The organism is Dyella sp. SG562 (assembly GCF_011759495.1).
GTDB lineage: Bacteria > Pseudomonadota > Gammaproteobacteria > Xanthomonadales > Rhodanobacteraceae > Dyella_D > Dyella_D marensis.
Genome location: NZ_JAAOYS010000002.1, coordinates 596,640 through 622,663 on the forward strand (window position 1 = coordinate 596,640; position 26,024 = coordinate 622,663).

Here is a 26,024-nt window from a genome sequence, read left to right on the forward strand (position 1 = left end):
CATTGTAGGTTGGGGTGAGCCACAGGCGAACCCCAACGGGGCGATACGCCTCAGGGCGGCGATGTCGGGGTTGTCACCCCAACCTACAGCCGGTCCAGCGCCAGGTTCAGTTCCAGCACATTGACCCGCGGCTCGCCCAGCACGCCGAACTGCCGCCCGCTGGTGTACTGCGCCACCAGCTGCTGCACCCTGGCCGCGTCCAGGCCGCGCGCCTTGGCCACGCGCAGCAGCTGGTACCGGGCCGCGGCGGGGCTGATTTCCGGATCCAGCCCGCTGCCCGACGCCGTCACCAGCTCCACCGGCACCGGCGCCGTGTTGCCCGGGTCGGCAGCACGCAGCGCATCGATGCGCTGCTTGGCGGCATCGGTGAGCGCGTGGTTGGTCGGTCCCTGGTTGGACGGCGTGGACGAGGCGCCGTTGTTGGCCATCGGCGATGTCGCCGACGGCCGTCCCCAGAAATACTTCGGCTCCGTGAAGGACTGGCCGATCAGGCGCGAGCCGACCGGCTTGCCATCTTTCGCGACCAGGCTGCCGTTGGCCTGCGCCGGAAACAGCAGCTGGGCCAGGCCGGTGGCGGCCAGCGGATAGAGCAGGCCGAGGAGCGCGCTCATCAGCACGAGCAGGCCGGCGGCATTGAGTATCAGGCGTTTCATGCGCTTTGCCTCAGTAGTGCAGGATCGCGTCGACCAGGGCGGTCGTCTGGTGGTTCTTGCGCCCGCCGTCATAGGCGGGGAAGTCATAAGCGTGCTCGTAGCGGATCTCCGGGCGGATCTCCAGGTCCTGCGTCACCCAGTGCGTCATGCCCACGGTATGGCTGGAGTAGCGGGTGGCGAAACCGGTGCGCTGGCCTTGCAGATCGCGGTAGAACTCGTTGCGCACCGACAGCATGTTGCTCAGGCTCAATTCGAAGTTCAGATAGTTGACGATGCCGAAGGCGGCGCTGCGGCCGAGCGGAAAGTCCGGCGCTTCGCCGAGCGGGTAGCCCGGCTTGCCGGTCGGCGCGTGCGACTGCGAAGGGTCGGTGGCCAGTGCCTGGTCGCGCACGTAGATGCGGTAGGTCTCGGTCAGCATGTGCACGCTGGGCGAGAAGCGGTGGCCCCAGGTGAGCACGAATTCCTGCAGGTTGTTGTAGGTCTGCCTGGCGTGGTTGTACGACTCGACGCAGGGATACAGCATGTCGTCGTTGGACTTGGACACCCACCGCACGCAGGCCTGTGCGCTGAGTTTGCTGGTGCTGTCCCAGGGAGCCGAATCGTCGCCGCCGTGCACGCCCAGCTGCAGCGTCCACTGATCGTTCAACTTGGTCGTGGTGAGCACGCCCACGTTGGTATAGGCATCGACGGTGTACAGGATCGAATGCGTCAGCAGGTAGTTGTTGGGCGAGAACTGCGCCTCGATGTCCGGCAGCGAAAGGTAGCGGCCGGCGGTGACCACCATGCCCTGCGCCACCCACGGAATGTACAGGTCGACATAGGCGATCATCGGGTCGTTGCCGTAGATCTTGCCGTTGAGCGCGCTGTCCGGCCGCGGGTGATGCAGCAGCTGGTCGCTGGTGATGCCCTTCATGGTCGTGTAGTGGTAGTCGTAGCCGTACAGGTCGTCGAAATGGAAACCCCAGTCGATATGGTCGGTCTGCACGGTGTCCGGCACGCGCTGGATGCGGAACAGGAACTGGTTGAACTCGACCCGGTTCGGACGGGTGGCGTAGGACAGCGGATAGTTGGTGTGGCTGGACGAACTGATGTTCATCGACGGATTGATCCAGCCGTACACCTCGATGCGGTTGTCCTGCATCCAGTGGCCCAGGCGGGTGCAGGCCAGGGCCTTCTCCAGCGGGTACTGCGCGTTCTCGTTCGGCACGCCGATGGGGTATTCGACGCCGCCGAGCTGCCATTCGGCGGACGGGAACGGCGGCGAGGAAAACGGCGAGTCCATGCCGCGGCGCCTGGCTGCCGGCGCGTTCGGATCGGCCGGCTGCGCGTCTTCGCGGTAGGCCGCGGCCAGGCGCGAAAAGAACCCGGCGGAGCAGTCGCTGCTGGCGGCGACGGGCGCGCCCGGCGCGGGGCCCAGGTCCGAGGCCGCCATGGCTTCGCCGGCGGGTGCCAGCGCCAGCAGTAGCGCAAACGCGAGTGCCTTCTTGTGCTGCATAAAGTCCTGTGAAAACCGGTCCGCAAGGACCGCCTTGTCTGTGTGGGAAAGTGGGTGAATCAAAAGAGCATGGTTCAGATGCCGGCGTAGCCGCCGAGCACATATTCGTCCTGCTCGGGCGTCATGGCCGCGTCACGGCGCGCGTCGCGCGAGCGCGCCGGCAGCGCGATCACCACGTCGCAGGCGGAATCGTCGGCCGACAGCCGCAGTTCCACGTTGTCGTGGTCGGCGTCGGGCAGGGACACGGAAAGCTTCAGGGTCTGCATGGAACACATCTCCTCGTGATGGATCGCGCTCAGGCCAGGCCGAGCAGTACCAGCAACAGGTCGATCAGCTTGATGCCGATGAACGGCACGGCGATGCCGCCCAGCCCGTACACCAGCAGATTGCGGCGCAGCAGCGCGCCAGCGCCCAGCGCGCGGTACTTCACGCCTTTCAGCGCCAGCGGAATCAGGAACACGATGATCAGCGCGTTGAAGATCACCGCCGACAGGATCGCGCTCTGCGGCGTCGCCAGCTTCATCACGTTCAGCGCATTGAGCGCGGGATAGGTGGTGGCGAAGGCGGCCGGGATGATCGCGAAATACTTGGCGATATCGTTGGCGATGGAGAACGTGGTCAGCGCGCCGCGCGTGATCAGCATCTGCTTGCCGATCTCCACCACCTCGATCAGCTTGGTGGGGTTGGAGTCCAGGTCCACCATGTTGCCGGCTTCCTTGGCCGCCTGCGTGCCGGTGTTCATCGCCACCGCCACGTCGGCCTGGGCCAGCGCCGGCGCGTCGTTGGTGCCGTCGCCGCACATCGCCACCAGGCGGTTCTCGGCCTGGATCTTGCGGATCAGTTTCAGCTTCGCTTCCGGCGTGGCTTCGGCGAGGAAGTCGTCCACGCCGGCCTCGGCCGCGATGGCGGCGGCGGTGAGCGGGTTGTCGCCGGTGATCATGATGGTCTTGATGCCCATCCGGCGCATTTCGGCGAAGCGCTCGCGGATGCCGCCCTTGACGATGTCCTTCAGCTCGATCACGCCCAGCGCGGTGCTTCCTTCGACCACGATCAGCGGCGTGGCGCCGCGGCGCGCGACGTCTTCGGCCATGCGCTTGACCAGCGGCGGCAGGTGGCTGCCGGCGGCGTCCAGGTAGCGCTCCACCGCGTCCAGTGCACCCTTGCGGATGCGGCGCTCGCCCACGTCGACGCCGCTCATGCGGGTCTGCGCGGTGAACGGCACGAACACCGCGTGGCTTTCCTCGAGGTGGCGCTCGCGCAGGCCGAAGCGCTCCTTCGCCAGCACCACCACGCTGCGGCCTTCCGGCGTTTCGTCGGCCAGCGAGGCGAGCTGCGCGGCGTCGGCCAGGATCGATTCCTCCACGCCCGGCGCCGGCATGAAGGCCACCGCCTGGCGGTTGCCCAGGGTGATGGTGCCGGTCTTGTCCAGCAGCAGCACGTCGACGTCGCCCGCCGCTTCCACCGCGCGGCCGGAGGTGGCGATCACGTTGGCGCGGATCATGCGGTCCATGCCGGCGATGCCGATGGCCGAGAGCAGGGCGCCGATCGTGGTCGGGATCAGGCACACCAGCAGGGCGATCAGCACGGTGAGGGTGATCGGGTTGCCGTGGCCGCTGGCCTGTACGCTGTAGATCGAATACGGCAGCAAGGTGGCGCAGGCCAGCAGGAAGATCAGGGTGAACTTGGCCAGCATGATGGTCAGCGCGATCTCGTTCGGCGTCTTGCGCCGCGCGGCGCCTTCCACCATCGCGATCATGCGGTCGAGGAAGCTCTCGCCCGGGTTGGCGGTGATGCGCACGACCAGCCAGTCGGACAGCACCCGCGTGCCGCCGGTGACCGCGCTGCGGTCGCCGCCGGATTCGCGGATCACCGGCGCGGACTCGCCGGTGATCGCGCTCTCGTCCACGCTGGCGGCGCCCAGCACCACCTCGCCGTCGCCCGGCAGCTGCTCGCCGGCATCGACCAGCACGTAGTCGCCGGTGCGCAGCTCGCTCGACGGCAGGAAGCTCACCGTGGCATCGCGCTGCGGCGCGGCCAGCTTCTTGGCGATCACGTCCTTGCGCGAGCCGCGCAGCGCGGCGGCCTGCGCCTTGCCGCGGCCTTCGGCCAGCGCCTCGGCGAAGTTGGCGAACAACAGGGTGAACCACAGCCACAGCGACACCCAGAAGATAAAGCCGGTGGGCGCCTCGCCATGGCCGGCCAGCGCCTGGCCCCACAGCAGGGTGGTGAGCACGCTGCACACGAACACCACGAACATCACCGGGTTGCGGAACTGCTGGCGCGGCGACAGCTTGCGGAACGAGTCGGCGACGGCCTTGAGGATCAGATCGCGGTCGAACGAGCGCGCCGCTTGGACGTGCACAGATTGAGCGTGCGAAGTCATCGAACGGTATCCCTATGAATCAATGAGCCGACATCAGGAACTCGGCAATCGGGCCGAGCGCCAGCGCAGGCAGGAAGGTCAGCGCGCCCACCACGATCACCACGCAGGCCAGCAGGGTGACGAACAGCGGCGTATGCGTGGGCAGGGTGCCGGCCGAGGGCGGCACGTGGCGCTTGGCGGCCAGCGAGCCGGCCATGGCCAGCATCGCGATGGCCAGCGGGAAGCGGGCGATGAACATGCACAGGCCGGTCAGCACGTTCCAGAACGGGGTGTTGGCGGAAAGGCCGCCGAACGCGCTGCCGTTGTTGTTGGACGCGGAGGTCACCGCATACAGGATTTCGCTGAAGCCATGCGCGCCCGGGTTGGCGACGCCCGCCACGCCGGCCGGCGCCATCACCGCGACCGCCGTACCCACCACCACCAGCGCGCAGGGAATCAGCACGGCCAGGCTGGCCATCTTCATCTCGTGCGCTTCGATCTTCTTGCCCAGGTATTCCGGCGTGCGGCCCACCATCAGGCCGGCGATGAACACCGCCACCACCGCGAAGGCGAGCATGCCGTACAGGCCCGAGCCCACGCCGCCGAAGATCACCTCGCCCAGCTGCATCAGCCACATCGGCACCAGGCCGCCCAGCGGCGTGAGCGAGTCGTGCGCGTTGTTCACCGCGCCGCAGGAGGCGGCCGTGGTGATGGCGGTGAACAGGCCGCTGGCGGCGATGCCGAAGCGCGTTTCCTTGCCTTCCATATTGCCGCCGGACTGCAGCGTGCTGGCCTGCTGGTCGACCGCCAGCCCATGCAGCGCCGGGTTGCCGGCCTGCTCGGCGGCCACCGCGCCGATCGCCAGCGGCACGAAGATCAGCAGCATGGTGGCCAGGATCGCCCAGCCCTGGCGGCGGTCGCCGACCAGCACGCCGAAGCTGTAGCACAGGCCGCCGGGGATGATGAAGATCGCCAGCATCTCCAGGAAGTTGGCGAATGGCGTCGGGTTCTCGAACGGATGCGCCGAGTTGGCATTGAAGAAACCGCCGCCATTGGTGCCCAGCTGCTTGATCGCGATCTGCGAGGCGGCCGGACCCATCGGCAAGGTCTGCACCGTGGCCGGCGATTCCTTCGTGAGCGGATTGCCCTTGGCGTCCTTCAGCGGGTTGCCGTCGGCATCCTTGAGCTGCTCGACCTGGGTGATGTGCTGGGTCAGCGGCACGTCGACATAAGGCTTGAGGTTCTGCACCACGCCCTGCGACACCAGCAGCAGGCTGAGGATCAGCGAGAACGGCAGCAGGATGTACAGCGTGCTGCGCGTCATATCCACCCAGAAATTGCCGATCGACAGCGAGCTGCGCCGCGAGAAGCCGCGCACCACGGCAACCAGCACCGCGATGCCGGTGGCCGCCGACAGGAAGTTCTGCACGGCCAGGCCCAGCATCTGGGTCAGGTAGCTCATGGTGCTTTCGCCGCCGTAGCCCTGCCAGTTGGTGTTGCTGGCAAAGCTGATGGCGGTGTTCATGGCCGAATCCGGCGACACCGCGGCAAAGTGCTGCGGGTTCAGCGGCAGCCATTGCTGCACGCGCTGCAACAGGTACACGGCCAGCAGGCCGAGCATGTTGAACACCAGCATGGCGATGGCATAGCGGCGCCAGCCCATGTCTTCCTCGGCGCGGATGCCGGACAGGCGATACAGCAGCCGTTCCACCGGCGCGCCGAAGCGCGTCACCCGGTTGGGCTGATCGCCGAAGACCTGCGCCATATAGCTGCCGACCGGCTTGATCAGCAGCAGCAAGACCACGAGGAACACCGCGATCTGGATAAAGTCATTGGTGGTCATTCGAACCACTCCGGCTTGAGCAGGGCCACGCACAGGTAGCCGAGCAGGGCCACCGCGATCACGGCGGCCACGGCGTAGAAGAAAGTCATGGGGGGATTTCCGCGAAGGGTGCGATCAGCGGCCTCGGCCCAGCCGGTCGCAGATCAGCAGGAAGCCGATCGTGGCGGCGAAGAGCACGAAGGAGAACAGCAGATAGAGAGCGTCCATGGCGAACGTGGGTACCGGCAATGCAACGGCGGGTATTGTCGAAATGCCGGTATAAGAAAGGGGTAGTGGATTGGGGGTGGGGCGTATAGAACGCGTAAAATTTCGCGCCTTGCCTCAGTCCCCAAGTCCGAACTCTTCGCCCCTCCGGGGAGAAGATGCCGGCAGGCAGATGAGGGGCCGGGGCTCGCCAAGACGGATCGACAGGGCGGGGCTTGCTTACCGGTGCCGCTTCGCCGCTCCGCCCGCCCCCTCACCCCAGCCCTCTCCCCGGAGGGGAGAGGGGGTTCTGCGTTGAACCTTCGTGCCATCCTTAAGTCCGACCACCGTCCCCGATCCCCGGAGTTCCGACAGATGCGCCTGGTCCCCCTTTCCCTTTGCCTGGCGTTGCTGGTGTCTCCTGCATTCGCGCAGGAAGCGCCACCCACCCCCGCTCCCGCCACCTCCGTCACCAACCTCGAATCCGTCGTCGTCAGCGGCGTCGTCCCCGGCCCCGGCCTGTGGAAAGTCAGCAAGGGCGATCACGTGATGTACGTGCTCGGCACCTTGTCGCCGCTGCCCGAACATATGCAGTGGAAGACCGACGAAGTGGAAGGCGTGATCGCCGCCTCGCAGGAAGTGCTGTCGCCGCCGTCGGTGTCGATCAAGCCGAAGGCGAGTTTCTTCGGGAAACTTTTCCTGCTGCCGTCGCTGATCGGTGCGCGCAAGAACCCGGATGGAATCACCCTGCAGCAGGCCTTGCCGGCGGACGAGTACGCGCGCTGGGCCACGCTCAAGCAGAAATACATCGGCAGCGACCGCAGCGTGGAAAGCTGGCGCCCGATCTTCGCCGCCGTCGAGCTGTACGAGAAGGCGATCAAGCGCAGCGGACTCAATGCGTCGGGCGGCGTGAAGGATGCCGTGCGCGAGCTGGCCAAGAAGCACGGCGTGAAAGTCAGCGCCACGCGCTACGAGATGGTGATCGAGGAACCGCGCGCAGCATTGAAGACCTTCAAGACCTCCTCGATGGAGGACAAGCAGTGCTTCAGCCAGACGCTGGACACGGTCGAGCACGGGCTTGGCCAGGTCACCGCGCGTGCGAATGCATGGGCGGTGGGCGATATCGAGGAGTTGCGCCATCTGCCGATGAACGACCAGCGCGAAGTCTGCATCGAGGCGATCACCGGCGCGGGTTTTGCGGAGAAATTGGGCTTGAAGGATGTGCCGGGGAAGGTGCAGGCGACCTGGATGGCGGCGGTGGATCGCGCGATGTCCGCGAATGCGCAGACGTTTGCGTTGCTGCCGATGGAAGAAGTGCTGTCGCCGAAGGGTTTGCTGGCGAAGTTGAAAGCGCGCGGTTACACGGTGACGGCACCGGATGAGGATGATGCGGCGCCGTCAAACTGACGACGATTCGAATCGGATTCGCCCTACAGACAACCCTAAGTTGCTCTGCTAGCGTGTTTGCGTTGTCCGCGTAGTGTTTCAGGACGTGTCGCGGACAACCATGGCAGCAATGTCGTGAGAGCGCGGGCCGAGGGTGTAACGAGCACCCCCGACCCGCTAACCATCACCAACTTGTAGGGAGTCGATCATGGCTAAGCCAGATCATACGTCACTCGCACGCTCGCCGATTCCCTGGGCGACATCTCCACCGGCTGACCGGGCCGTCCGCTCTCTTCGCGGACACGGTTGAAGAACGCGCTGCGCGACGCAGGCGCATTAGCGGATGCAGTGGTTGCAGGTGCGCGCCGAAGAGCATTCGACGATCGATGCCGAGAGCGACGCTTCCTAGAACAATCCAGCGACACCCTCTCATCCCCCTCTCCCCTCCGGGGAGAGGGTCGGGGTGAGGGGACGGGCGGAGCGTAGAAGCAGGAGCAGAAGGCAGGCCGCGCCCTGTCGATCCTTTGCCGCGAGCACCCGCCCCTCATCTGCCTGCCGGCATCTTCTCCCCGGAGGGGCGAAGAGTTCTTCGTAGGAGATTATTTCAGCAAGGTGCGGGTCTCGCCCGGCGCCAACCCATCCAACGCATATCCACCCACACTCACCCTGATCAACCGCAACGTCGGAAACCCCACCGCCGCCGTCATCCTGCGCACCTGCCGATTACGCCCTTCGCGCAAGGTCACACTGATCCAGCTCGTCGGAATACTTTTCCGGAACCGCACCGGCGGCTCGCGCATCCACAGCCATGCCGGCTCGTCCGCATGCTCCGCACCCGCGGGCAAGGTCGGCCCATCGTTGAGCGTCACGCCGGCGCGCAGCTGCGCGATGGCTTCATCGGTAACGGCGCCATCCACCTGCACCAGATACGTCTTCGGCTGCTTGTGCCGCGGATCGGTCAGCTTGTGCGCCAGGCGCCCGTCGTCGGTCAGCAGCAGCAAGCCTTCGCTGTCGTAATCCAGCCGCCCGGCCGGATACACATCCTTCTGCCGCACGAATTCGGCCAGCGTCCGCTTGTCCCCTTCGGGACTGAACTGGCACAGCACGTTGAACGGCTTGTTGAGCGCCAGCAGCATGCGCCGCGCTCAGTGCGCGGCGGTCTGCGTCGTGGCTTCCGGTTTGACGAAGCGCAGGGTCATGCGGTCGGACTCGCCGATGGCCAGGTACTTGGCCTTGTCCTGTTCGCCCAGGGTGAGCGTCGGCGGCAAGGTCCACACGCCCTTGGCGTAGTCCTTGGTGTCCTTCGGATTGGCGTTGACCTCGCTCTGGCCTTCCAGCTTGAAGCCGGCGTCGGTGGCGAGCTTGATCACGAAGGCGGTGGGCAGGTAGCCGCTGTCCTTGATGTCTTCGAGCCTGGCGCCGTCGGCGGCGCGATGGTCGACCACGCCGAGCACGCCGCCCGGGCGCAGCGCGGTGTAGAAGCCCTTGAACATGGCGGGGGCGCTGTTGTCCTCCACCCAGTTATGCACGTTGCGGAAGGTCAGCACCATGTCGGCCTGGCCCGCGGGGCCGAACGAGGGCGCCTTGGGGTCGTATTCGACGATCTGCGCCTTGCCGTAGTGCTCCGGGTCGGCCGCGAACTTCGCGCGCAGGCCGCCGTCGCCCGCTTCGCTGCCGGACTTCTTCACCGCCGCGGTGTAGCTGCCGTTGTCCTTCAGCAGCGGGGCCAGGATCTCGCTGTACCAGCCGCCGCCGGGGGTGATCTCGATGACTTTCAGGTCCGGGCGGATGCCGAAGAACTGCAAGGTGCCCTTCGGATGCCGGTAGGCGTCGCGCGCGCGGTTCTTCTCCGAGCGCCAGCTGCCGGCCAGCACGTTGTCCAGCTGCGACGAGGTGAAGTCGGTGGCGGTGGTCGGCGGCACCAGGCCGCCGGCTGGCTGGTCCTGCTGCGCGTCCAGGGCGGCGGCGGGCATGGAGTTGCCGGTGCATGCTGCAAGCAGGGCGGCGGCGAGCACGGCGGCGAAGGGGCGGATCGTCGGCATGGGGGCGTTTCCGAAAAGTGCCTGTTGGAGGCTAGCACGCGTTTTCGTGCCGGCCATGTATACGTTTGGTCGATGGACAGTGAGTGCGGCGTGTAGGTAAGGAGGTTCCAGAACCTGGCGCACCAACGCTCAAAAAAACGCCGGCCCTGGCGGCCGGCGCGCGCATTCTAAGGCAAGGCGGCATGGGCGGCGGCGCGGCGGCTCGACGCATCCGCCATGTCCCGCGCATAGGCCTCGGCCTCGCAGCGGATCCAGTCGCGGAAGATGCGCAGCCCCGCGTGTTCCAGCGAACGCCGCGGATACACCAGGTAATACGCCTCGGTGATCGGCAGGTAGCGCTCGCCCAGCACGTGCAGCAGCCCGGCGGCCACCAGCGGCCGCGCGGTGACCATGCGCCCCAGCGCCACGCCCATGCCTTCCAGCGCGCCGCGCTGCAGGGCGTCGGTGGTGTCGAACTGCGCCACGTAGCGCGGCGGCGGCGTGCCGCCGAACACCTCGAACCAGTCGCGCCAGCGGTTGCCCGGGTCGCCCAGCAGGGGCCAGGCGCCGAGGTCGTCCGGGTCGGTGCCGCGCATGCGTTCCAGCAGGGCGGTGGATGCCACGGGCGCGATCCACTCGCCGAACAGATGCTCGCTTTCCACGCCTTCCCACACGCCGCGGCCGTAGCGCACGGCGGCGTCCACCGGGTCGCGCTCGAAATCCACCAGCAGCGAGCTCGATTGCAGGTTGAGCTCCAGCTCCGGATGCGCCGCCACCAGCCGCGCCAGCCGCGGCACCAGCCAGCTGCTCATCACGCCGGGGCTGGCGCTCAGGGTCAGCGCTTCTTCGCGGCGGCAGCGGTAGCTGGTCATGGCGCGGTCGATGCCTTCGAAGTGATGCCCCACCGCTTCGAGCAGGCGGCGCCCTTCGGCGGTGAGCTGCACGCCGCGCGGGCCGCGGTCGAACAGCTTGCGTTCCAGGCGCTGCTCCAGCTGGCGGATCTGGTGGCTGAGCGCGCTGACGGTGAGGTTGGCCTGCTCGGCGGCGCGCGACAGATTGCCCAGGCGCGCGGCGCTGACGAACTGCTGCAGAAGGTCCAGCGAGATACGTGGCATCTTGAATATCCCTCAAGGCTGGCTTGCGAATATATCGCTTTGTCGCGGCCTGGCGGCTGTCTATCTTGAGCCGGCCGCCAGATGGCGGACACCCGGGAGGCTGCCATGAGTTCGATCTGGAACGACCTGCTGTTCCTGCACGGCCATATCGCCGATGCGAACCTGGCGCGCCGGCTGGCGGCGGTGCCGGACACCGAAGCCCAGCCGCGCGAGCTGGCCAGGCACAAGGAAAAGACACCGCGCACGGAGCGCATGGAGGTGGCGCGGATCGCCGCTTGCGGCAACGGCGCCTGCACGCCGACTTGAATTGCCCCGGATCGGGCGGCAAGTTTCCTGGATCACTCCCCCGCTACAGGAAACGCAGCCATGCAACATCGCCGCCTCGGTCGTTCCGACCTTTCCATCGCGCCGCTCGCCTTCGGCGGCAATGTGTTCGGCTGGAGCGTGGATGAAAAGCGCTCGTTCGAGTTGCTGGACCAGTTCGTCGACGCCGGCTTCAACCTGATCGACACGGCTGACGTCTATTCCGCCTGGGCACCCGGCAACCGCGGCGGCGAATCGGAAACCATCATCGGCAAGTGGCTCAAGCAAAGCGGCAAGCGCGACCGCGTGGTGATCGCCACCAAGGTGGCGAAGTGGGTGGAGCACCGCGGCCTGTCGCCGATGAATATCCAGCAGGCGGTGGAGGGCTCGCTCAAGCGCCTGCAGACCGACCATATCGACCTGTACCAGGCCCACGAGGACGACGCGAGCGTGCCGCTGCACGAGACGCTGGGCGCGTTCGGCCGCCTGATCGAGCAGGGCAAGGTGCGCGCCATCGGCGCCTCCAACTACAACGCGGACCGCTTTGCGGAGGCGCTGGAAGTTTCAGCGCGCCATAACTTGCCGCGCTACGAGAGCCTGCAGCCCGAGTACAACCTGGTGGCGCGCGACGGCTACGAGCAGGCGCTGGAGCCGCTGGTGCTGAAGGAGCAGGTGGGCGTGATCAATTACTACGCGCTGGCCAGCGGTTTCCTCAGCGGCAAGTACCGCAGCGAGGCGGACCTGGGCAAGAGCGCGGCGCGTGCGGGGGCGGTGCAGAAGTTCCTCAATCCGCGCGGTTTCGGCGTGCTTGCCGCCTTGGACGACGTGGCGAAGGCGCATCGGGCGACGCCGTCGCAGGTGGCCTTGGCGTGGTTGATGGCGCGGCCGGGGATTACGGCGCCGATCGCGAGTGCGACGAATGCGGATCAGCTTAATGAGCTGCTGGGGGCGGTGCGGGTGCAGTTGAGTGCGGATGAGGTTGCGCAGTTGGATCTCGCAAGCGCCTGATCGAAGCAACTCTTCGCCCCTCCGGGGAGAAGATGCCGGCAGGCAGATGAGGGGCCGGGGCTCGCCACGCGATATCAGCGGAGCAAAAAGCTTTTGAGCTGCTCGCGAGATTCAGTGCGCCGCTCCGCCCGGCCCCTCACCCCAGCCCTCTCCCCGGAGGGGAGAGGGAGCAAAGGTGCGGTGCCTTGGAGTTCACAACCCGAAAAACTTCTCCGCCGTCGCCGTACTGTTCGCCGCCGTAACCTCCACCGGCTCGCCGCGGTCCCGCGCGATCTCATAGCAGATATGCCGCAGATACATCGGCTCGTTGCGCCGGTGGCTGGGCTGCGGCTTTACCGTGCGCGGCAGCAGGTACGGCGCGTCGGTCTCGATCATCAGCCGGTCGGCCGGAATCTCCTTCACCAGCTCGCGCAGATGCGTGCCGCGGCGCTCGTCGCAGATCCAGCCGGTGATGCCGATATGGCAGTCCAGCGCCAGGTAGTCGCGCAGCGCCTCGCCGGTGTCGGTAAAGCAATGCACCACTGCCGCCGGCACGCGGTCGCGGTAGCGGCGCAGCAGGGCCAGGAAATCCTGGTGCGCGTCGCGCTGGTGCAGGAACAGCGGCTTGCCCAGGTCGGCCGCGATGCGCAGCTGCTTCTCGAAGACGTCCAGCTGCACCTCGCGCGGCGAGTAGTTGCGGTGGTAGTCCAGGCCTGTCTCGCCGACCGCGCGCATTTCCGGCTGGGTGTGCAGTTCGCGCAGCAGCGCGTCGGTGGCGTCGTCGTAATCCACCGCATGGTGCGGATGCACGCCGGCGGTGGCGTACAGCTCGCCGGGGTGGCTGCGGGCCAGTTCCAGCGCATGCACGCTGGCCTCGCGCGAGGCGCCGGTGACCACCATGCGCGTCACGCCATGCTCCCGCGCGCGCGACAGCACCTCGTCGAAGTCGTGGCGGAAGGATTCGTGGGTGAGGTTGGCGCCGATGTCGAGCAGGTGCATGGGGGCTGGGGTCGCAAAAGCGTGCATTGTCTCCGAGCCCTCAAGCAGGAGCAAAGCTAAGCCCCTCTCCCCCGGCGACCCGAAGGTAGTCCCTGTGGGAGAGAGGGGTTGGGGTGAGGGTGCGGACGGAGCGCAAGAGTGATGTGGTTCGCTCCGCCCGGACCCTCATCCGGCTGCCGCCACCTTCTCCCGGAGGGAGAAGGGTTTCACTCCCCCAAGTCGATGCCTACTTGGTGCTCACCGGTGCCCCTCCCTCCGAAAAATTCCTACGAATTTTCGTGCCCCGTCGACATTTCCTTCGGATTTGTCTTGTTAGCGTGAACCCGGGTCCACCAGTTCCGGTTGACCCATCTCTTGATCGGGGGAGGCCGGGCTCGCCAGCCCGGCGGTCGATCTGCGCGCTCTGGGGAGGGCGCGCCGGCCGTACATCCTCGGGGGCACCTCCGTTCATTCAATCCATCCAGACCAAGTAGATAGAGGGAGTTCGAATGAATCGTTCGCATATGAAGCTGCTGGCCGCCTCGCTCGCCCTGGCCCTGGGCCTGCCCGCCGCGGCCATGGCCGCCGACGACATTGCCGGCAACACCCGTTTCGATCTCAGCTCGGTACAGGAAACCGCGACTTACGACCGCTTCGTGGTGGTCTACCGCGACGGCAGCACCGAGCGCGGCAATGCCGGCGCCGCGGTGCAGGCCATGTCGGCCGCGGCCGGCAAGGCGAAGCTCGTCGACGCGGTGCAGTTCGGCGGCCGCGCGCTCGGCCTCAACTACAAGCGCAAGCTGGCCAGCGGCGGCGATCTCGTCACCACCTCGCGCCGCCTGAATGCGGCGGAGACGCGCCAGTTCGTGCAGCAGATCGCCGCCGACCCGGCGGTGGAATTCGTGCAGCCGGACTACCTGCGCCAGGCGCTGGACAAGCCCAGCAAGGTGGTGCTGCCGCAGGGCGCGGCCACCTTCACCACGCCGAACGACCAGTACTTCGCCGGCTACCAGTGGGATTACCTTGCCGCCGGCGGCGCGGCCTTCGCCGACGCCAGCCTGGGCACCAGCGTGGCCAACTGGGGCGGCGCCAACATCAAGCAGGCGTGGACCCTGGCCGACGGCACCGGCGTGATCATCGCCAGCCTCGATACCGGCGTCACCAACCATCCGGATCTGGACCTGACCCTGGCCAACGCCGGCTACGACTTCACCAGCACCGCCCTGGTCTCCGGCCGCAGCACCGACGGCCGCGTGGCCGGCGGCTGGGATACCGGCGACTGGACCACCGGCAGCAAGTACCTCGCCAGCAACGGCGGCTGCGTGGATTCCACCCATCCGGCCGAAGACAGCAGCTGGCACGGCACCCACGTGTTCGGCACCGCCGGCGGCGAGAAGACCAACAACACCACCGGCATGGTCGGTACGGCGTTTGGCGCCAAGGTATTGCCGGTGCGCGTGCTCGGCCACTGCGGCGGCTACGACAGCGACATCGCCGACGCCATCACCTGGGCCTCGGGCGGCCACGTCAACGGCGTGCCGGACAATGCCAACCCGGCCAAGGTGATCAGCATGAGCCTGGGCGGCAGCGGCACTTGCACCTCCAGCAGCGTGACCGGCAAGGCGATCAGCGGCGCGATCAGCCGCGGCGCCACCGTGGTGGTGGCGGCGGGCAACAGCAACGCCAATGTGTCCGGCTTCTCGCCGGCCAGCTGCCCGGGCGTGGTTGCCGTGGCCGCCACCGGCATCACCAGCCGCCGCGCGTTCTACTCCAACTACGGCAAGGGCATCACGCTCGCCGCGCCGGGCGGCGGCGTGTACGCCAACGACGGTTCCAGCGGCACGCAGGCGACCACCGGTTTCATCTGGTCGACCATCGACTCCGGCACCACCACGCCGTCCGGTTCCACCTACGGCGGCATGGCCGGCACCTCGCAGGCCACGCCGCACGTGGCCGGCGCGGTGGCGCTGATGCAGAGCTATCGCCTGTCGCTGGGCAAGTCGCTGCTCAGCTCCACGCAGATCGCTTCGCTGCTGAAGTCGTCGGCGAGCGCGCCGCACGTGGCGGCCAGCGGCAGCAAGCCGATCGGCGCGGGCATTCTCAATGCCTATGCGGCGGTGCAGGCGGCGGGCGCGCAGCCTTGAGTTGAGCTTGTGCAGCGGTAGAAACAGCGAAGGCCGGCGCGCAATGCGCCGGCCTTTTTTATGGCCGCTACAGCGATGTCCTAATCAGATAAGAAATTTCGCAATTTCTTATTGACGCACGCAAGAAGGCACTGATAGTTTCGCCAACGCGCCAATGATTTGACGCACGCATCACGCATCGCGAAGGACGTGTCGCATCTTAAGGAAGCATGGCGGGGGCCATGTGCACGTGTCCGATTCGAAGCGCAACGCTATCGAGGGGAAAACACATGGCACATGAGCAAGGGCCGCTGCCGGCCTTCGGCGTTCTTTGTCCTGGATCCGGCCATGGCGGCCGATGGCGAATACGCCCGCATTAAACCTTCCGTTCTGAATCACGGCTGCCTTCGCCGGTAGCCGCGGACGGCCATTCGTTCGATCTGCACACCGAAGGCGCCAGCCATCGGCGGACGCGTGCGGCCGCTCCAGACGCATCGCTGCAACCCACACCGCAGGCCGGGCGTACGCGCTCGGCCATCGAAAAGTCGGCGCCGGCCTTCGCTGCCTGCGCTGTTGTTCGCGGAGCCGGCCGACGGTTCCGCCGCCTATGGGAGGAGTACAGATGGAAAACACGGGAAAGATCCAGGCCATGGGCCTGTTGCTGATGGCGGTGTTCGCCACGGCAAGCATGGCGGGGGAGGGACGCACGGCCGCGCCGGCGTCGACGCAGAACCAGCAGGTGACCTTCCGCGATCCGGCCACTGGCCGCACACGCACGCCGACCGAAGCGGAACTGGCCGAGCTGTCGCGCATCGCCGCACAGGAAGCCGCCACGCAGCCGTCGATCGGTCCGGCCACCGAAGCCGATGCGCGCGCCACGCTGCGCAAGGTGCGCCTGAGCACGGGGCTGGAAGTCACCGTGATGGACGTGCCGCAGAGCCTGGAAACCTCGGTGGTGGCCGAACGCGGCGCCGACGGCAAGTACCGCGTGCACCACGCTGGCGACGAACAGCGCGCCGTGGCGCCGGAGGTGTCGCAATGATCGCCTGCAAGCCTCTGTTCAAGGCCCTGCTCGCCACCGGCCTGCTCGGCCTGGCCAGCGCCGCCGCCGCCGCGGACATCCGCATCATCAATCTCGACGCCGGCACCGGCAAAGGCCTGGACGATCCCACGCCGGTCGCGCCGATCGGCGGCAATCCCGGCGTGACCCGCGGCGAGCAGGCGCGCATCGCCTTCGACTACGCCGCCTCGCTGTGGAGCGCGGTGCTCAAGAGCGGCGTGCCGATCGACATCAACGCCAGCTTCCAGAAACTCGCCTGCACCGCCACCGGCGGCACGCTCGGTTCCTCGCGCGCGCTGTCGATCACCGCCTTCAGCGCCACCAACCTGCCGGCCGGCGCCAAGGCCGACACCTGGTACCACATCGCACTGGCCAACACCCTGGTCGGCGAAGACACCAGCCCCAACAACGCCGACGTGCAGATGCAGTTCAACGGCGCCATGGGCACGCCGGGCTGCCTGGAAGGCATGCAGTGGTACTTCGGCCTGGACGGCAACACGCCGGCCGGCCAGTCCAACTTCCTCAACGTGATGCTGCACGAGATGGCGCACGGCCTGGGCTTCTCCGGCTTCAACAATCTCACCACCGGCAAGCCGCTGCTGGGCAACGACGGCGTGGCGCGCCCGGACATCTATTCCAGCTACGTGTACGACAACGGCGCGGCCATGAAGTGGTACGACATGACCGACGCCCAGCGCGTCAGCTCCGCCTTGAACGATGGCCATCTGGTCTTTACCGGCCCGAAGGTCAAGGCCGATGCGCCGCTGGCGCTGGGCACGCGCGCTGCGCTGATGGTGAGCGCGCCGGCCGCCGCCGCCGGCGAATACCTGTACGGCCAGGCGCAGTTCGGGCCGGCGGCCAGCGTGGCCAACTTCAACGGCAGCGTGGTGCGCGCGGTCACCGGCGCGAATGCGGAAGGCTGCGCGGCGTTCGACAACGCTGCCGCCGTGGCCGGCCATATCGCCCTGGTGGATCGCGGCACCTGCGGCTTCGCGGTGAAGGCGCGCAATGCCGAAGCGGCCGGCGCCACCGGCATGGTCATCGCCAACAACCAGGCCGGCAACGATCTGATCACGCCGGTAGGCGATGGCGGTGCGCCGATCAATATCCCGGTGGTGGCGGTATCGCAGAACTCCGGCATCACGCTGAAGGCCAACCTCGCCGGCCTGGCCATCGCCATGAGCACGGTGCCGGCCGGCATCGACGCGGCAGGCAATGTGCAGATCTACGCGCCCAAGACCCTGGTGGTGGGTTCGTCGTTCTCGCATTTCGACACGCGCCTGTCGCCGAACGCACTGATGGAATACGCCGAAAGCGCGGACCTGAAGGGCCATATCGACGTGGACCTGACGCCGTCGCTGTTCATCGACGAAGGCTGGCGCGTCAACGGCGGCAGCCAGCTGCTGCGCACCTGCGACACCGGCGTGCCGGCCTGGGTGCCGGGCGGCGTGATCGTCGGCGCCAATATCTCCGCGGAAGCGAAGAAGCTGGCCAAGGCTTCGGCCACGGTGGGCGACTACGCGGCGGCGATCCGCGCGCATGCGGCCAAGCTCGCCACCGACGGCCTGCTCACCGCGCCGCAGGCCAGCAGCCTCAATGCCTGCCTCAGCGATGCGGAAATCGCCAAACAGTACGACAACTGGCGCCAGGGCGGCACCGGCGCACCGGCGGTGGTGGACATGGCCAACGGCCAGACGCTGACCGCACAGGCCGGCGCGGCCGGCAGCGAGCGCATCTACACGCTGGTGGTTCCGGCCAACGCGCGCACGCTGAACATCCGCACCTTCGGCGGGTCCGGCGACGTGTCGCTGTACGTCAAGGCCGGCGCCGAGCCGACCGCGGCCAGCAACGACTACCGCTCGGTGCACGTGGGCAACAGCGAAACCGTGCTTACCGCGCGGCCCGCGGCCGGCACGTATTTCATCAAGGTAGCGGGCGACAAGGCCTACGCCGGGGTGAGCGTGCAGGCCAGCTACAGCCTGTAAGAGCGATGCGGCATCGCGGTATCCGCGCTGCCGCATTCCATGGAACGCAAGCGGGGGACGCCGCGACGGCGCCCCCGATGAATGCAGCGGCATGGACCGTGGCGCGCGAACGCGCCGCCGCGGGCGCGTGCCCGGACGACATCAGGGAGTGCCACTCGTGAACAAGATTTACAGCAAGGTCTGGAATGCGTCGCTCGGCGTGCTGGTCGTCGCCAGCGAGCTGGCCAGCGCCCGCGGCAGGCGCGGTGCCTCCCGGCGCCTGCGCGCCTCGGTGCTGGCGGCACCCCTGGCCGCGTGCATGGCGCTGTGTGCCGGCGGCGCGCTGGCGCAGAGCACCACCACCGCCGGCACCGGCGCCACCGCCAACGGCGAGCGCGGCACCGCGGTGGGCGAGAACGCGCTGGCCGATGCGCAGGACAGCACGGCAATCGGCGCAGGCAGCGCGGCCTTCGGCATCGGCGCCACCGCGCAGGGCGCCAGCAGCATCGCCAATGGCGCGGAGAGCGTGGCGGTGGGTTATCGCAGTTTCGCCAACGATGCGAACGGCACGGCGGTGGGTGCGAATGCCAATGCGTTCGGCATCGGTGCGTCTGCGTTCGGCAATGGTGCGAATACCAATGCGGACTATGCGACGGCGGCGGGTTACGGCGCGGTCGCTTCCGGCAAGAACAGTGCGGCGTTCGGCGCGGGTGCGCAGGCGGCCGGTGCTGGCAGCGTGGCGATCGGCGGCAACGCGGTCGACGAAGACGGCGCGGCCTTGTTGAACGATGCGAACGGCCAGCCGATCACTACCGCGGCGAGCAGCGCGGGTGTCGGCGGCACGGCGGTCGGTGCGAGTGCGAGGGCGGGCGCGCTGGGCGCTTCCGCGTTCGGTCTGGGCGCCGAAGCTTCCGGCTCGCTGAGCACGGCGCTCGGCACCCTGGCGGCGGCGAGCGGTTCGCAATCCGTCGCTATCGGCTATGGCTCGTCGGCGACCACGGCGTCGAGCGTGGCGCTGGGCGCGGGTTCGCAGGCCACGCGCGCCAACACCGTGTCGGTGGGCAAGGCCGGCGCGGAGCGGCAGATCGCCAATGTCGCGGCCGGCACGCAGGCCACGGATGCGGTGAACAAGCAGCAGCTCGATACGGCCGTGCAGGGCACGACGGCCAGCCATTACTTCGCCGCCGACGGCGCGAAGGACGGCAGCGACGATGCTGCGGCGTTCGGCGTGCACAGCGTGGCCTCCGGCGCCAGCAGCATCGCCAACGGCGAAGAGAGCGTGGCGGTGGGTTATCGCAGCTTTGCCAACGATGCGAACGGGACGGCGGTGGGTGCGAATGCCAACGCCTTCGGCGTGGGCGCCTCGGCCTTCGGCAGCGGCGCCAACACCAATGCCGACTATGCGACGGCAGCCGGTTATGGCGCGGTCGCCTCTGGCAAGAACAGCGCGGCGTTCGGTGCGAATGCCCAGGCGGCAGGCGCCGCGAGCGTGGCGGTTGGCGGCAACGCGGTCGACGAAGACGGTGCGGCCTTGTTGAACGATGCGAACGGCCAGCCGATTACCACGGCCGCCACCAGCGCCGGTGTCGGCGGCACCGCGGTGGGTGCGAGTGCCAAGGCCAGCGCGCTGGGCGCTTCCGCTTACGGTCTGGGCGCCGAAGCCTCCGGCTCGCTGAGCACGGCACTCGGCACGCTGGCGACGTCCAGCGGCTCGCAATCCGTCGCCATCGGCTACGGCTCTTCCGCCACCGCGGCATCGAGCGTGGCGCTGGGCGCCGGCTCGCAGGCCACGCGCGCCAACACCGTGTCGGTGGGCAAGGCCGGCGCGGAGCGGCAGATCGCCAACGTCGCCGCCGGCACGCAAGGCACCGATGCGGTGAACCTCGCCCAGCTGCAGGGCGCGGTAAGCGCGAGCGTCGGCAATGCGCTGACGTACGACGCGGCCGACAAGAGCCAGGCCACCCTGGCCGGCGCCAGCGGCACGCGCCTGTCCAACCTCAAGGCCGGCGCGCGGCGCGACGATGCGGTGACGGTTGGCCAGGTGCGGGACGTGCTGCGCCTGATCGGCGGCAACGCGGACGTTGACGGCAACGGCGCCCTGGTCGCCAGCGCCTTCACCGTGCAGGGCGGCAGCTATACCAGCGTGTTCGACGCGATCGGCGCTCTCAATGGCTCGGTCAGCAACATCTACGCGGGCATCGGCGATCTCAATAACCGCCTCACCGCGCTGGATCAGCGCGTGACCACCGGCGACGGCAGTTTCGGCGGCCGCCTGGCGGTGGATGGCACAGGGCCGGCGAGTGTCGCAACGGGTTCGAAGGGCGTCGCGCTCGGTGCGGGCGCGGCTGCCGGCGGGGATCACGGCACGGCGATCGGCAGCGACAGTTACGCGGCCGGTCCCAACGACACCGCGATCGGCGGCAACGCGAAGGTCAACGCGGATGGCAGCACGGCGGTCGGCGCCAACAGCACGATCGCCGCCGTCGCCACCAATGCGGTGGCGGTCGGCGAAAGCGCCAACGTCACCGCCGCCTCGGCCACGGCCATAGGCCAGGGCGCATCCGCCAGCGCCGCCGGTGCGGTGGCGCTGGGCCAGGGGGCGGTGGCCGATCGCGCCAATACCGTGTCGGTCGGCAATGCGGCCACGCAGCGGCAGATCGTCAACGTCGCCGCCGGTACGCAGGCCACGGATGCGGCGAACGTCGGCCAGGTGGACGAAGCGCTGACCACCGCCAAGAGCTATGCCGATGCCGGCGACCGCCAGACGCTGACGCAGTCGAAGGCCTACACCGACCAGAAGCTCGGCAGCTTCGCCAGCAGCAGCGACCTCAGCGCCCTGCGCGAACACGTCGACGGGCAGTTCCGCTCGGTCAATACGCGCGTGAGCCGCGTCGGCGCGATGGGCACGGCGATGGCGCAGATGTCCTTCAGCACGCAGGGCATCAATACGGAGAACCGCGTGGGCGTGGGTGTCGGTGGCTACCGCGGGCAGGCTGCCTTGTCGGTGGGTTATTCCAGGCAGCTGTCGCCGCGGGCGAATCTGACCTTCGGCGCGGCGGTGGCGGGTGGTGGGGAAAGCTCGGGCGGCGTCGGCCTGGGCGTGGGCTGGTAAAACCTCGCATCGGGCGCAGAACTATCCGCCTGATGCCGCAAGCTGGTCAGCTTCACCAAGGCCGGTGCGCCATGCACCGGCCTTTTTTATAGCGGCACTTGCTCCTTAAGAAATGTCCGAAAGTCGACGAACCGTGAAGGCACTTCACGGACTTCGCTGTCCATAATCGGGTCGCCATGCCGGGTCTGCTCGAGCATGGAGATCGAGCGTTTCGCCATCGCGCGCGGCCGGATACCCCACGGTCGCGCGGCATGTTCCATCGCCCTTCGACCGCACCGCCGGCCTCCGCCGGCGGCGGGCAAGTGCGGCCGCTCGAACGTCCGCGCCCCAGCAGTTTCCGCGCGGCGCACTTCATCGGATTGAGGAGTACAGGTTTTGAAGAACGAGACAAGCACGCACGCTCTGGGCCTGGCGCTGATCGCGCTTCTGGCGACGGCGGCATCGGCGGCGGAGCAGCCGGCGAAGGCGCCGGCGGCGACGCAAAGCCATCAGGTCGTCTTCCGCGACCCGCTTACCGGCGAACTGCGCGCGCCCACCGACGCGGAGATGGCGCGGCTGCAGCGCGCCACGCAAGGGGATCAGGCCTTGCTGCGCGCGCTCGGCACGCCGGCGAAGGCCGACGAGCGCCTGCGTTGGCGCGAAGTCGATCTCGGCAACGGCAGCAAGGGCAAGATCGCGACACTCCCCGACCGCTTGCAGAGCCGGCTGGTGATGGAGCGCGGTGCAGATGGCGAATATCGCATGCATCACGCGGCCGGTGCCGCCGCTGCCGCGCCGGAGGCCACCCCATGAGCCGGCGCAAACCATGGCTGATGCTGCTGGCCGGCGGTCTGATGGCCGCAGCGGGTGCGGCGCCGGCGGAAATCCGCATCAACAATCGCGATGTCGGTACCGGCACGGGACTGGACGATCCGGCCGCCGCGGCGCCCGTCGGCGGCAACCCCGGCAAGACCCGCGGCGAGCAGGCGCGCATCGTCTTCGAATATGCGGCCTCGCTGTGGGGCAGCGTGCTGAAGAGCCGCCCACCGATCATCGTGGGCGCTTCGTTCAAGAAGCTGGCATGTACTGCCGATGGCGCAACGCTGGGCCAGGCAGGCCCCGCCAACATTTTTACTTTCGCTTCGGGGGCGGGTATCCGGCCGGGTGTCGCTTATCACATCGCTTTGGCCAAGGCGTTGAGCGGGCGGGATCTGACTCCCGGGGCGGTGGACATCAATGCCGCGTTCAATGGCGCGATCGGCACGCCGGGATGCCTGGAAGGGTCGGGCTGGTACTTAGGCCTGGACGGCAACACACCGCGCGGCCAGAGCAACTTCCTCAACGTCGTATTGCACGAGATGGCGCACGGCCTCGGCTTTCTCGGCTTCGGCGATGTGGAAACCGGAGCGCCGGCGATGGACGGCGATGGTACGCCAGTGCCCGACATCTATTCGCTGTTTGCCTACGACAATGCCAAGGGCAGGCGGTGGTACGACATGTCCAACGCCGAACGCGCCAGCTCGGCGTTGAACGATGGGCATCTCGTCTTCACCGGCGCTAACGTCAGGGCCCATGCGCCGCTGGCGCTGGGTACGCGCAACGCGTTGCAGGTGACCGCGCCTGCGGCGATTGCCAAGGAGTACGGCTTCTCCCCGCTGGCGCTTGGCCCGGCGGCGACTCCCGCCAATTTCAGCGGAACCGTGGTACGCGCGGTGACCGGAAGCAATGCACAAGGCTGCAGCGCTTTCGACAACGCCGCCGCGGTGGCGGGCCATATCGCGCTGATCGACACCGGCACCTGCGACGGCGTGACGAAGGCGCGCTTCGCGCAGGCGGCCGGAGCCACCGGCGCGATCCTCGCGTACGACCCGGCCGGGCCTGACGTCTCGATCCATGCCGGCGCCGGTGTCGCGGTCACGATTCCGACTTTGCTGCTGGAGCAGGCCGAGGGCGATGTACTCAAGGGGAATCTCGCCGGCTTGAGCGTGGCCATGCGCGCGGTGCCGGCGGGCATCGATCCGTCCGGCTACGTGCAGCTCTATGCGCCCAGGACGGTGCGGCCCGGTTCTTCCTTCTCGCATTTCGACACGCGTCTTTCGCCCAATGCGCTGATGGAATTCGCATTGAGTCCCGATCTGAAAGGCCATATCGACCTGGACCTGACCCCGTCGCTGTTCCTGGACGAAGGCTGGCGCGTCAACAGCGGCGGCCAATTGCTCGGTACCTGCGATACCGGCGTGCCGACCTGGGTGCCGGGCGGCGTGATCGTGGGCGCGAATATCGCGGCGCAGGCGAAGATGCTCGCGACCACGTCCGCCACCGTGGGCGACTATGCGGCGGGTATACGTGGCCATGCCGCCATGCTGGCCCGCATCGGCCTGCTGAATGCCGTGCAGGCGAGCAGCCTCAATGCGTGTCTCTCCGACGCGGAGCTGGCCAGGCAGTACGCCAGCTGGCGCCAGGGCGGCAATGGCGGCACGGCCTTCATCGAACTCGACAGCGGCAAGGCCTTGCCCGCGCTGGCGGGTGCGGCAGGCAGCGAGCGGCTCTATCTGCTGACCGTGCCGCCCGGCGCGCGCTCGCTGAACATCCGCAGCTTCGGCGGCACCGGCGACGTTTCGCTGGTGGTGCGCGCAGGCAACGAGCCGATGCCGACGAGTTATTCCTACCTCTCCGTGCATCCCGGCAACAGCGAGAGCGTGGTGGTGGCGCGTCCTGCGGCGGGTTCCTACTTCATCAAGCTGGTGGGCCTGCGGCCCTACGCCAACGTGAGCCTGCAGGCCACCTACAGCATGTAACAGCAGCGCCGCAGCGCCGCCGCGCGAGTGCGCAGCGGCGCTGCGCGCGCCTGTCCGACCTTTGAGGAGTGCCATTCCGATGAACAAATCTTGCAACGACAACCGCCGTGCATCCTCGGCTTTGCGTGTGTCCGTCTTGGCAGCCTGCCTGGCGCTGTACGGGATGACCGATGCGTCGGCGCAGAACGCGCCCACCGGCACCACCACCGGCGGTGCCGGAGCCACGGCCAACGGCGACCGCGGTACGGCGCTGGGCGAGAACGCGCTGGCCGACCAGGCCGACGCCACCACCACCGGCGCCGGCAGCGCCGCGCTGGGCGTTGCCGCCAGCGCGTATGGCGCCAGCAGCATCGCCAACGCCAGCGAAAGCGTGGCGATGGGTTACCGCAGCTTCGCCAACGATGCGAACAGCGCGGCGGTGGGCGCGAATGCCAGCGCGTTCGGCTATGGCGCCTCGGCCTTCGGCAGCGGCGCCAGCACCAATGCCGGCTATGCGACCGCGGCGGGCTTCGGCTCCGTGGCATCCGGCCTGGCCAGCACGGCCTACGGCGAGAGCGCGCAGGCGACCGCCGCCGGCAGCGTCGCCATCGGTGGCCGCGCGCTGGACGGCGATGGAAAGCTGGTGCTGACGGACGATGCGGGGGCGCCGATCGAAGCGGCGGCCACCAGCAGCGGCATCCTCGGTACCGCCGTCGGTGCGGGCGCCAGCGCCGCCGGAGTGGGAGCCTCGGCTTTCGGCGCGGGCGCGGAAGCTTCCGGCGCGGATAGCGCAGCGCTGGGTTCGCTGGCCAAGGCGCGTGCCGACAAGGCGGTCGCCATCGGTTCGGAAGCGACCGTCACCGGCGCGTCGGGTGTGGCGCTGGGCGCCGACAGCAGCGCCAGCATGGTCAACAGCGTCGCGCTCGGCGCCGGCTCGAAAGCCTTGCGCGCGAACACGGTGTCGGTGGGCAGCGCCGGCGCCGAACGCCAGATCACCGACGTCGCCGCAGGCACGCAGGCGACCGATGCGGTGAACCTGAGCCAGCTGCAGAGCGTGCTCGGCAGCTCGGTGGGCAGCATCAATGTCGGCCTCGGCGAGTTGAGCAGCCGCCTTGCCGCGCTCGATCAGCGCGTGGCCGCCGGCAGCGCCAAGGATCCAGGCCCGGCCATCGGCTACACCCCCGACCCGGCGGCCGCTACCGGCAGCCAGGTGCAGGAAGCGCTGAGCACGGCCAAGAGCTACGCCGACGCCGGCGATCGCCAGACCCTGACCCAGGCCAAGGCCTATACCGACCAGAAACTCGGCAATCTCGCCAGCCGCCGCGAGCTGGACGACCTGCGCCGCCACGTCGACGACCAGTTCAATACGCTCGACACGCGCATCAACCGCGTCGGCGCGATCGGCGTGGCGATGTCGCTGATGTCCTCCAGCACGCAGGGCTTCGATGGCAACAGCCTGGGGGTGGCGGTGGGCGGCTATCGCGGCCAAGGGGCGCTGTCGGTCGGCTTTTCGCGGCAGATCAGTTCGCGGGCGCGGTTGACCCTGGGCACGGCGATCGCCGGGGGCGGCGAAACCGCCGGAGGCATGGGCCTGGGCATAGGTCTTTAAGGCATAAGGAGAAAGCCGCGGCGCGGCATCGGCGCGATGGTCCGATGCTGCGCTGCACTGCTCTATTGTCCGAT

20 protein-coding genes are annotated in these 26,024 nt (G+C 68.1%); 10 read left to right on the forward strand and 10 right to left on the reverse strand.

Annotated elements, in window-relative coordinates; translation table 11 throughout:
- Window positions 1–83 precede the first annotated feature (83 nt).
- From kdpC to kdpF, 6 genes are all read right to left on the reverse strand, one after another.
- Window positions 84–653: a potassium-transporting ATPase subunit KdpC gene (gene kdpC / locus FHW84_RS06185; RefSeq protein ID WP_167253455.1), complete on the reverse strand. Its 570-nt coding sequence runs from the start codon at window positions 651–653 to the stop codon at window positions 84–86.
- Window positions 654–663: 10 nt separating this feature from the next.
- Complete coding sequence (locus FHW84_RS06190) at window positions 664–2,148, reverse strand: outer membrane beta-barrel protein (RefSeq protein WP_167253457.1); 1,485 nt, start codon at window positions 2,146–2,148, stop codon at window positions 664–666.
- Between the two features lie 74 nt (window positions 2,149–2,222).
- On the reverse strand, window positions 2,223–2,414 hold the full coding sequence (locus FHW84_RS06195) for a hypothetical protein (protein WP_167253459.1): 192 nt from the start codon (window positions 2,412–2,414) through the stop codon (window positions 2,223–2,225).
- 29 nt (window positions 2,415–2,443) lie between these two features.
- Window positions 2,444–4,531: a potassium-transporting ATPase subunit KdpB gene (kdpB, locus tag FHW84_RS06200; protein WP_167253461.1), complete on the reverse strand. Its 2,088-nt coding sequence runs from the start codon at window positions 4,529–4,531 to the stop codon at window positions 2,444–2,446.
- Window positions 4,532–4,550: 19 nt separating this feature from the next.
- Window positions 4,551–6,353: a potassium-transporting ATPase subunit KdpA gene (kdpA, locus tag FHW84_RS06205; protein ID WP_167253463.1), complete on the reverse strand. Its 1,803-nt coding sequence runs from the start codon at window positions 6,351–6,353 to the stop codon at window positions 4,551–4,553.
- Window positions 6,350–6,442, reverse strand: a complete 93-nt coding sequence (kdpF, locus tag FHW84_RS06210) for a K(+)-transporting ATPase subunit F (protein ID WP_081805176.1) — start codon at window positions 6,440–6,442, stop codon at window positions 6,350–6,352. The genes kdpA and kdpF overlap by 4 nt, the downstream gene beginning before the upstream one ends.
- Before the next feature lie 469 nt (window positions 6,443–6,911).
- On the opposite strand from kdpF, the gene FHW84_RS06215 reads away from it, so the two are divergent.
- Window positions 6,912–7,943 carry a TraB/GumN family protein gene (locus FHW84_RS06215; protein WP_167253465.1) on the forward strand — a complete coding sequence of 344 codons (1,032 nt, stop codon included), beginning with the start codon at window positions 6,912–6,914 and terminating at the stop codon, window positions 7,941–7,943.
- Window positions 7,944–8,521: 578 nt separating this feature from the next.
- Here the strand turns inward: FHW84_RS06215 and FHW84_RS06220 are convergent.
- From FHW84_RS06220 to FHW84_RS06230, 3 genes are all read right to left on the reverse strand, one after another.
- Entirely contained in the window at window positions 8,522–9,058 is a 537-nt protein-coding gene (locus FHW84_RS06220; RefSeq protein WP_167253467.1) for a pseudouridine synthase, read from the reverse strand.
- 9 nt (window positions 9,059–9,067) lie between these two features.
- Window positions 9,068–9,964 carry a class I SAM-dependent methyltransferase gene (locus FHW84_RS06225; protein ID WP_167253469.1) on the reverse strand — a complete coding sequence of 299 codons (897 nt, stop codon included), beginning with the start codon at window positions 9,962–9,964 and terminating at the stop codon, window positions 9,068–9,070.
- Between the two features lie 167 nt (window positions 9,965–10,131).
- A complete protein-coding gene (locus FHW84_RS06230) occupies window positions 10,132–11,058 on the reverse strand; it encodes a LysR substrate-binding domain-containing protein (RefSeq protein ID WP_167253471.1) in 927 nt (308 codons plus the stop codon).
- A gap of 105 nt (window positions 11,059–11,163) precedes the next feature.
- Here FHW84_RS06230 and FHW84_RS06235 point away from each other — a divergent pair, with 105 nt between their 5' ends.
- Together FHW84_RS06235 and FHW84_RS06240 are read left to right on the forward strand one after the other, a co-directional pair.
- Entirely contained in the window at window positions 11,164–11,364 is a 201-nt protein-coding gene (locus tag FHW84_RS06235; protein ID WP_167252764.1) for a hypothetical protein, read from the forward strand.
- 60 nt (window positions 11,365–11,424) lie between these two features.
- Window positions 11,425–12,369 carry an aldo/keto reductase gene (locus tag FHW84_RS06240; protein WP_167253473.1) on the forward strand — a complete coding sequence of 315 codons (945 nt, stop codon included), beginning with the start codon at window positions 11,425–11,427 and terminating at the stop codon, window positions 12,367–12,369.
- Between the two features lie 192 nt (window positions 12,370–12,561).
- Here the strand turns inward: FHW84_RS06240 and FHW84_RS06245 are convergent, their stop codons facing one another.
- Window positions 12,562–13,347 carry a TatD family hydrolase gene (locus tag FHW84_RS06245; RefSeq protein ID WP_167253475.1) on the reverse strand — a complete coding sequence of 262 codons (786 nt, stop codon included), beginning with the start codon at window positions 13,345–13,347 and terminating at the stop codon, window positions 12,562–12,564.
- A gap of 488 nt (window positions 13,348–13,835) precedes the next feature.
- Between FHW84_RS06245 and FHW84_RS06250 the strand changes: the two genes are divergently transcribed.
- The 7 genes from FHW84_RS06250 to FHW84_RS06280 all read left to right on the forward strand — a co-directional run bounded on the left by FHW84_RS06250 (window position 13,836) and on the right by FHW84_RS06280 (window position 25,950).
- On the forward strand, window positions 13,836–15,470 hold the full coding sequence (locus FHW84_RS06250; RefSeq protein WP_167253477.1) for a S8 family serine peptidase: 1,635 nt from the start codon (window positions 13,836–13,838) through the stop codon (window positions 15,468–15,470).
- A gap of 601 nt (window positions 15,471–16,071) precedes the next feature.
- Entirely contained in the window at window positions 16,072–16,491 is a 420-nt protein-coding gene (locus tag FHW84_RS06255) for a hypothetical protein (RefSeq protein ID WP_167253479.1), read from the forward strand.
- Window positions 16,488–18,494 carry a PA domain-containing protein gene (locus tag FHW84_RS06260; protein ID WP_167253481.1) on the forward strand — a complete coding sequence of 669 codons (2,007 nt, stop codon included), beginning with the start codon at window positions 16,488–16,490 and terminating at the stop codon, window positions 18,492–18,494. Before FHW84_RS06255 ends, FHW84_RS06260 begins: the two co-directional genes overlap by 4 nt.
- A 157-nt stretch (window positions 18,495–18,651) precedes the next feature.
- Window positions 18,652–21,585: an ESPR-type extended signal peptide-containing protein gene (locus tag FHW84_RS06265; protein ID WP_167253483.1), complete on the forward strand. Its 2,934-nt coding sequence runs from the start codon at window positions 18,652–18,654 to the stop codon at window positions 21,583–21,585.
- 375 nt (window positions 21,586–21,960) lie between these two features.
- Entirely contained in the window at window positions 21,961–22,377 is a 417-nt protein-coding gene (locus tag FHW84_RS06270; protein WP_167253485.1) for a hypothetical protein, read from the forward strand.
- On the forward strand, window positions 22,374–24,362 hold the full coding sequence (locus tag FHW84_RS06275) for a PPC domain-containing protein (RefSeq protein WP_167253487.1): 1,989 nt from the start codon (window positions 22,374–22,376) through the stop codon (window positions 24,360–24,362). The genes FHW84_RS06270 and FHW84_RS06275 overlap by 4 nt, the downstream gene beginning before the upstream one ends.
- A 79-nt stretch (window positions 24,363–24,441) precedes the next feature.
- A complete protein-coding gene (locus FHW84_RS06280) occupies window positions 24,442–25,950 on the forward strand; it encodes a YadA-like family protein (protein ID WP_167253488.1) in 1,509 nt (502 codons plus the stop codon).
- Window positions 25,951–26,024 lie beyond the last annotated feature (74 nt).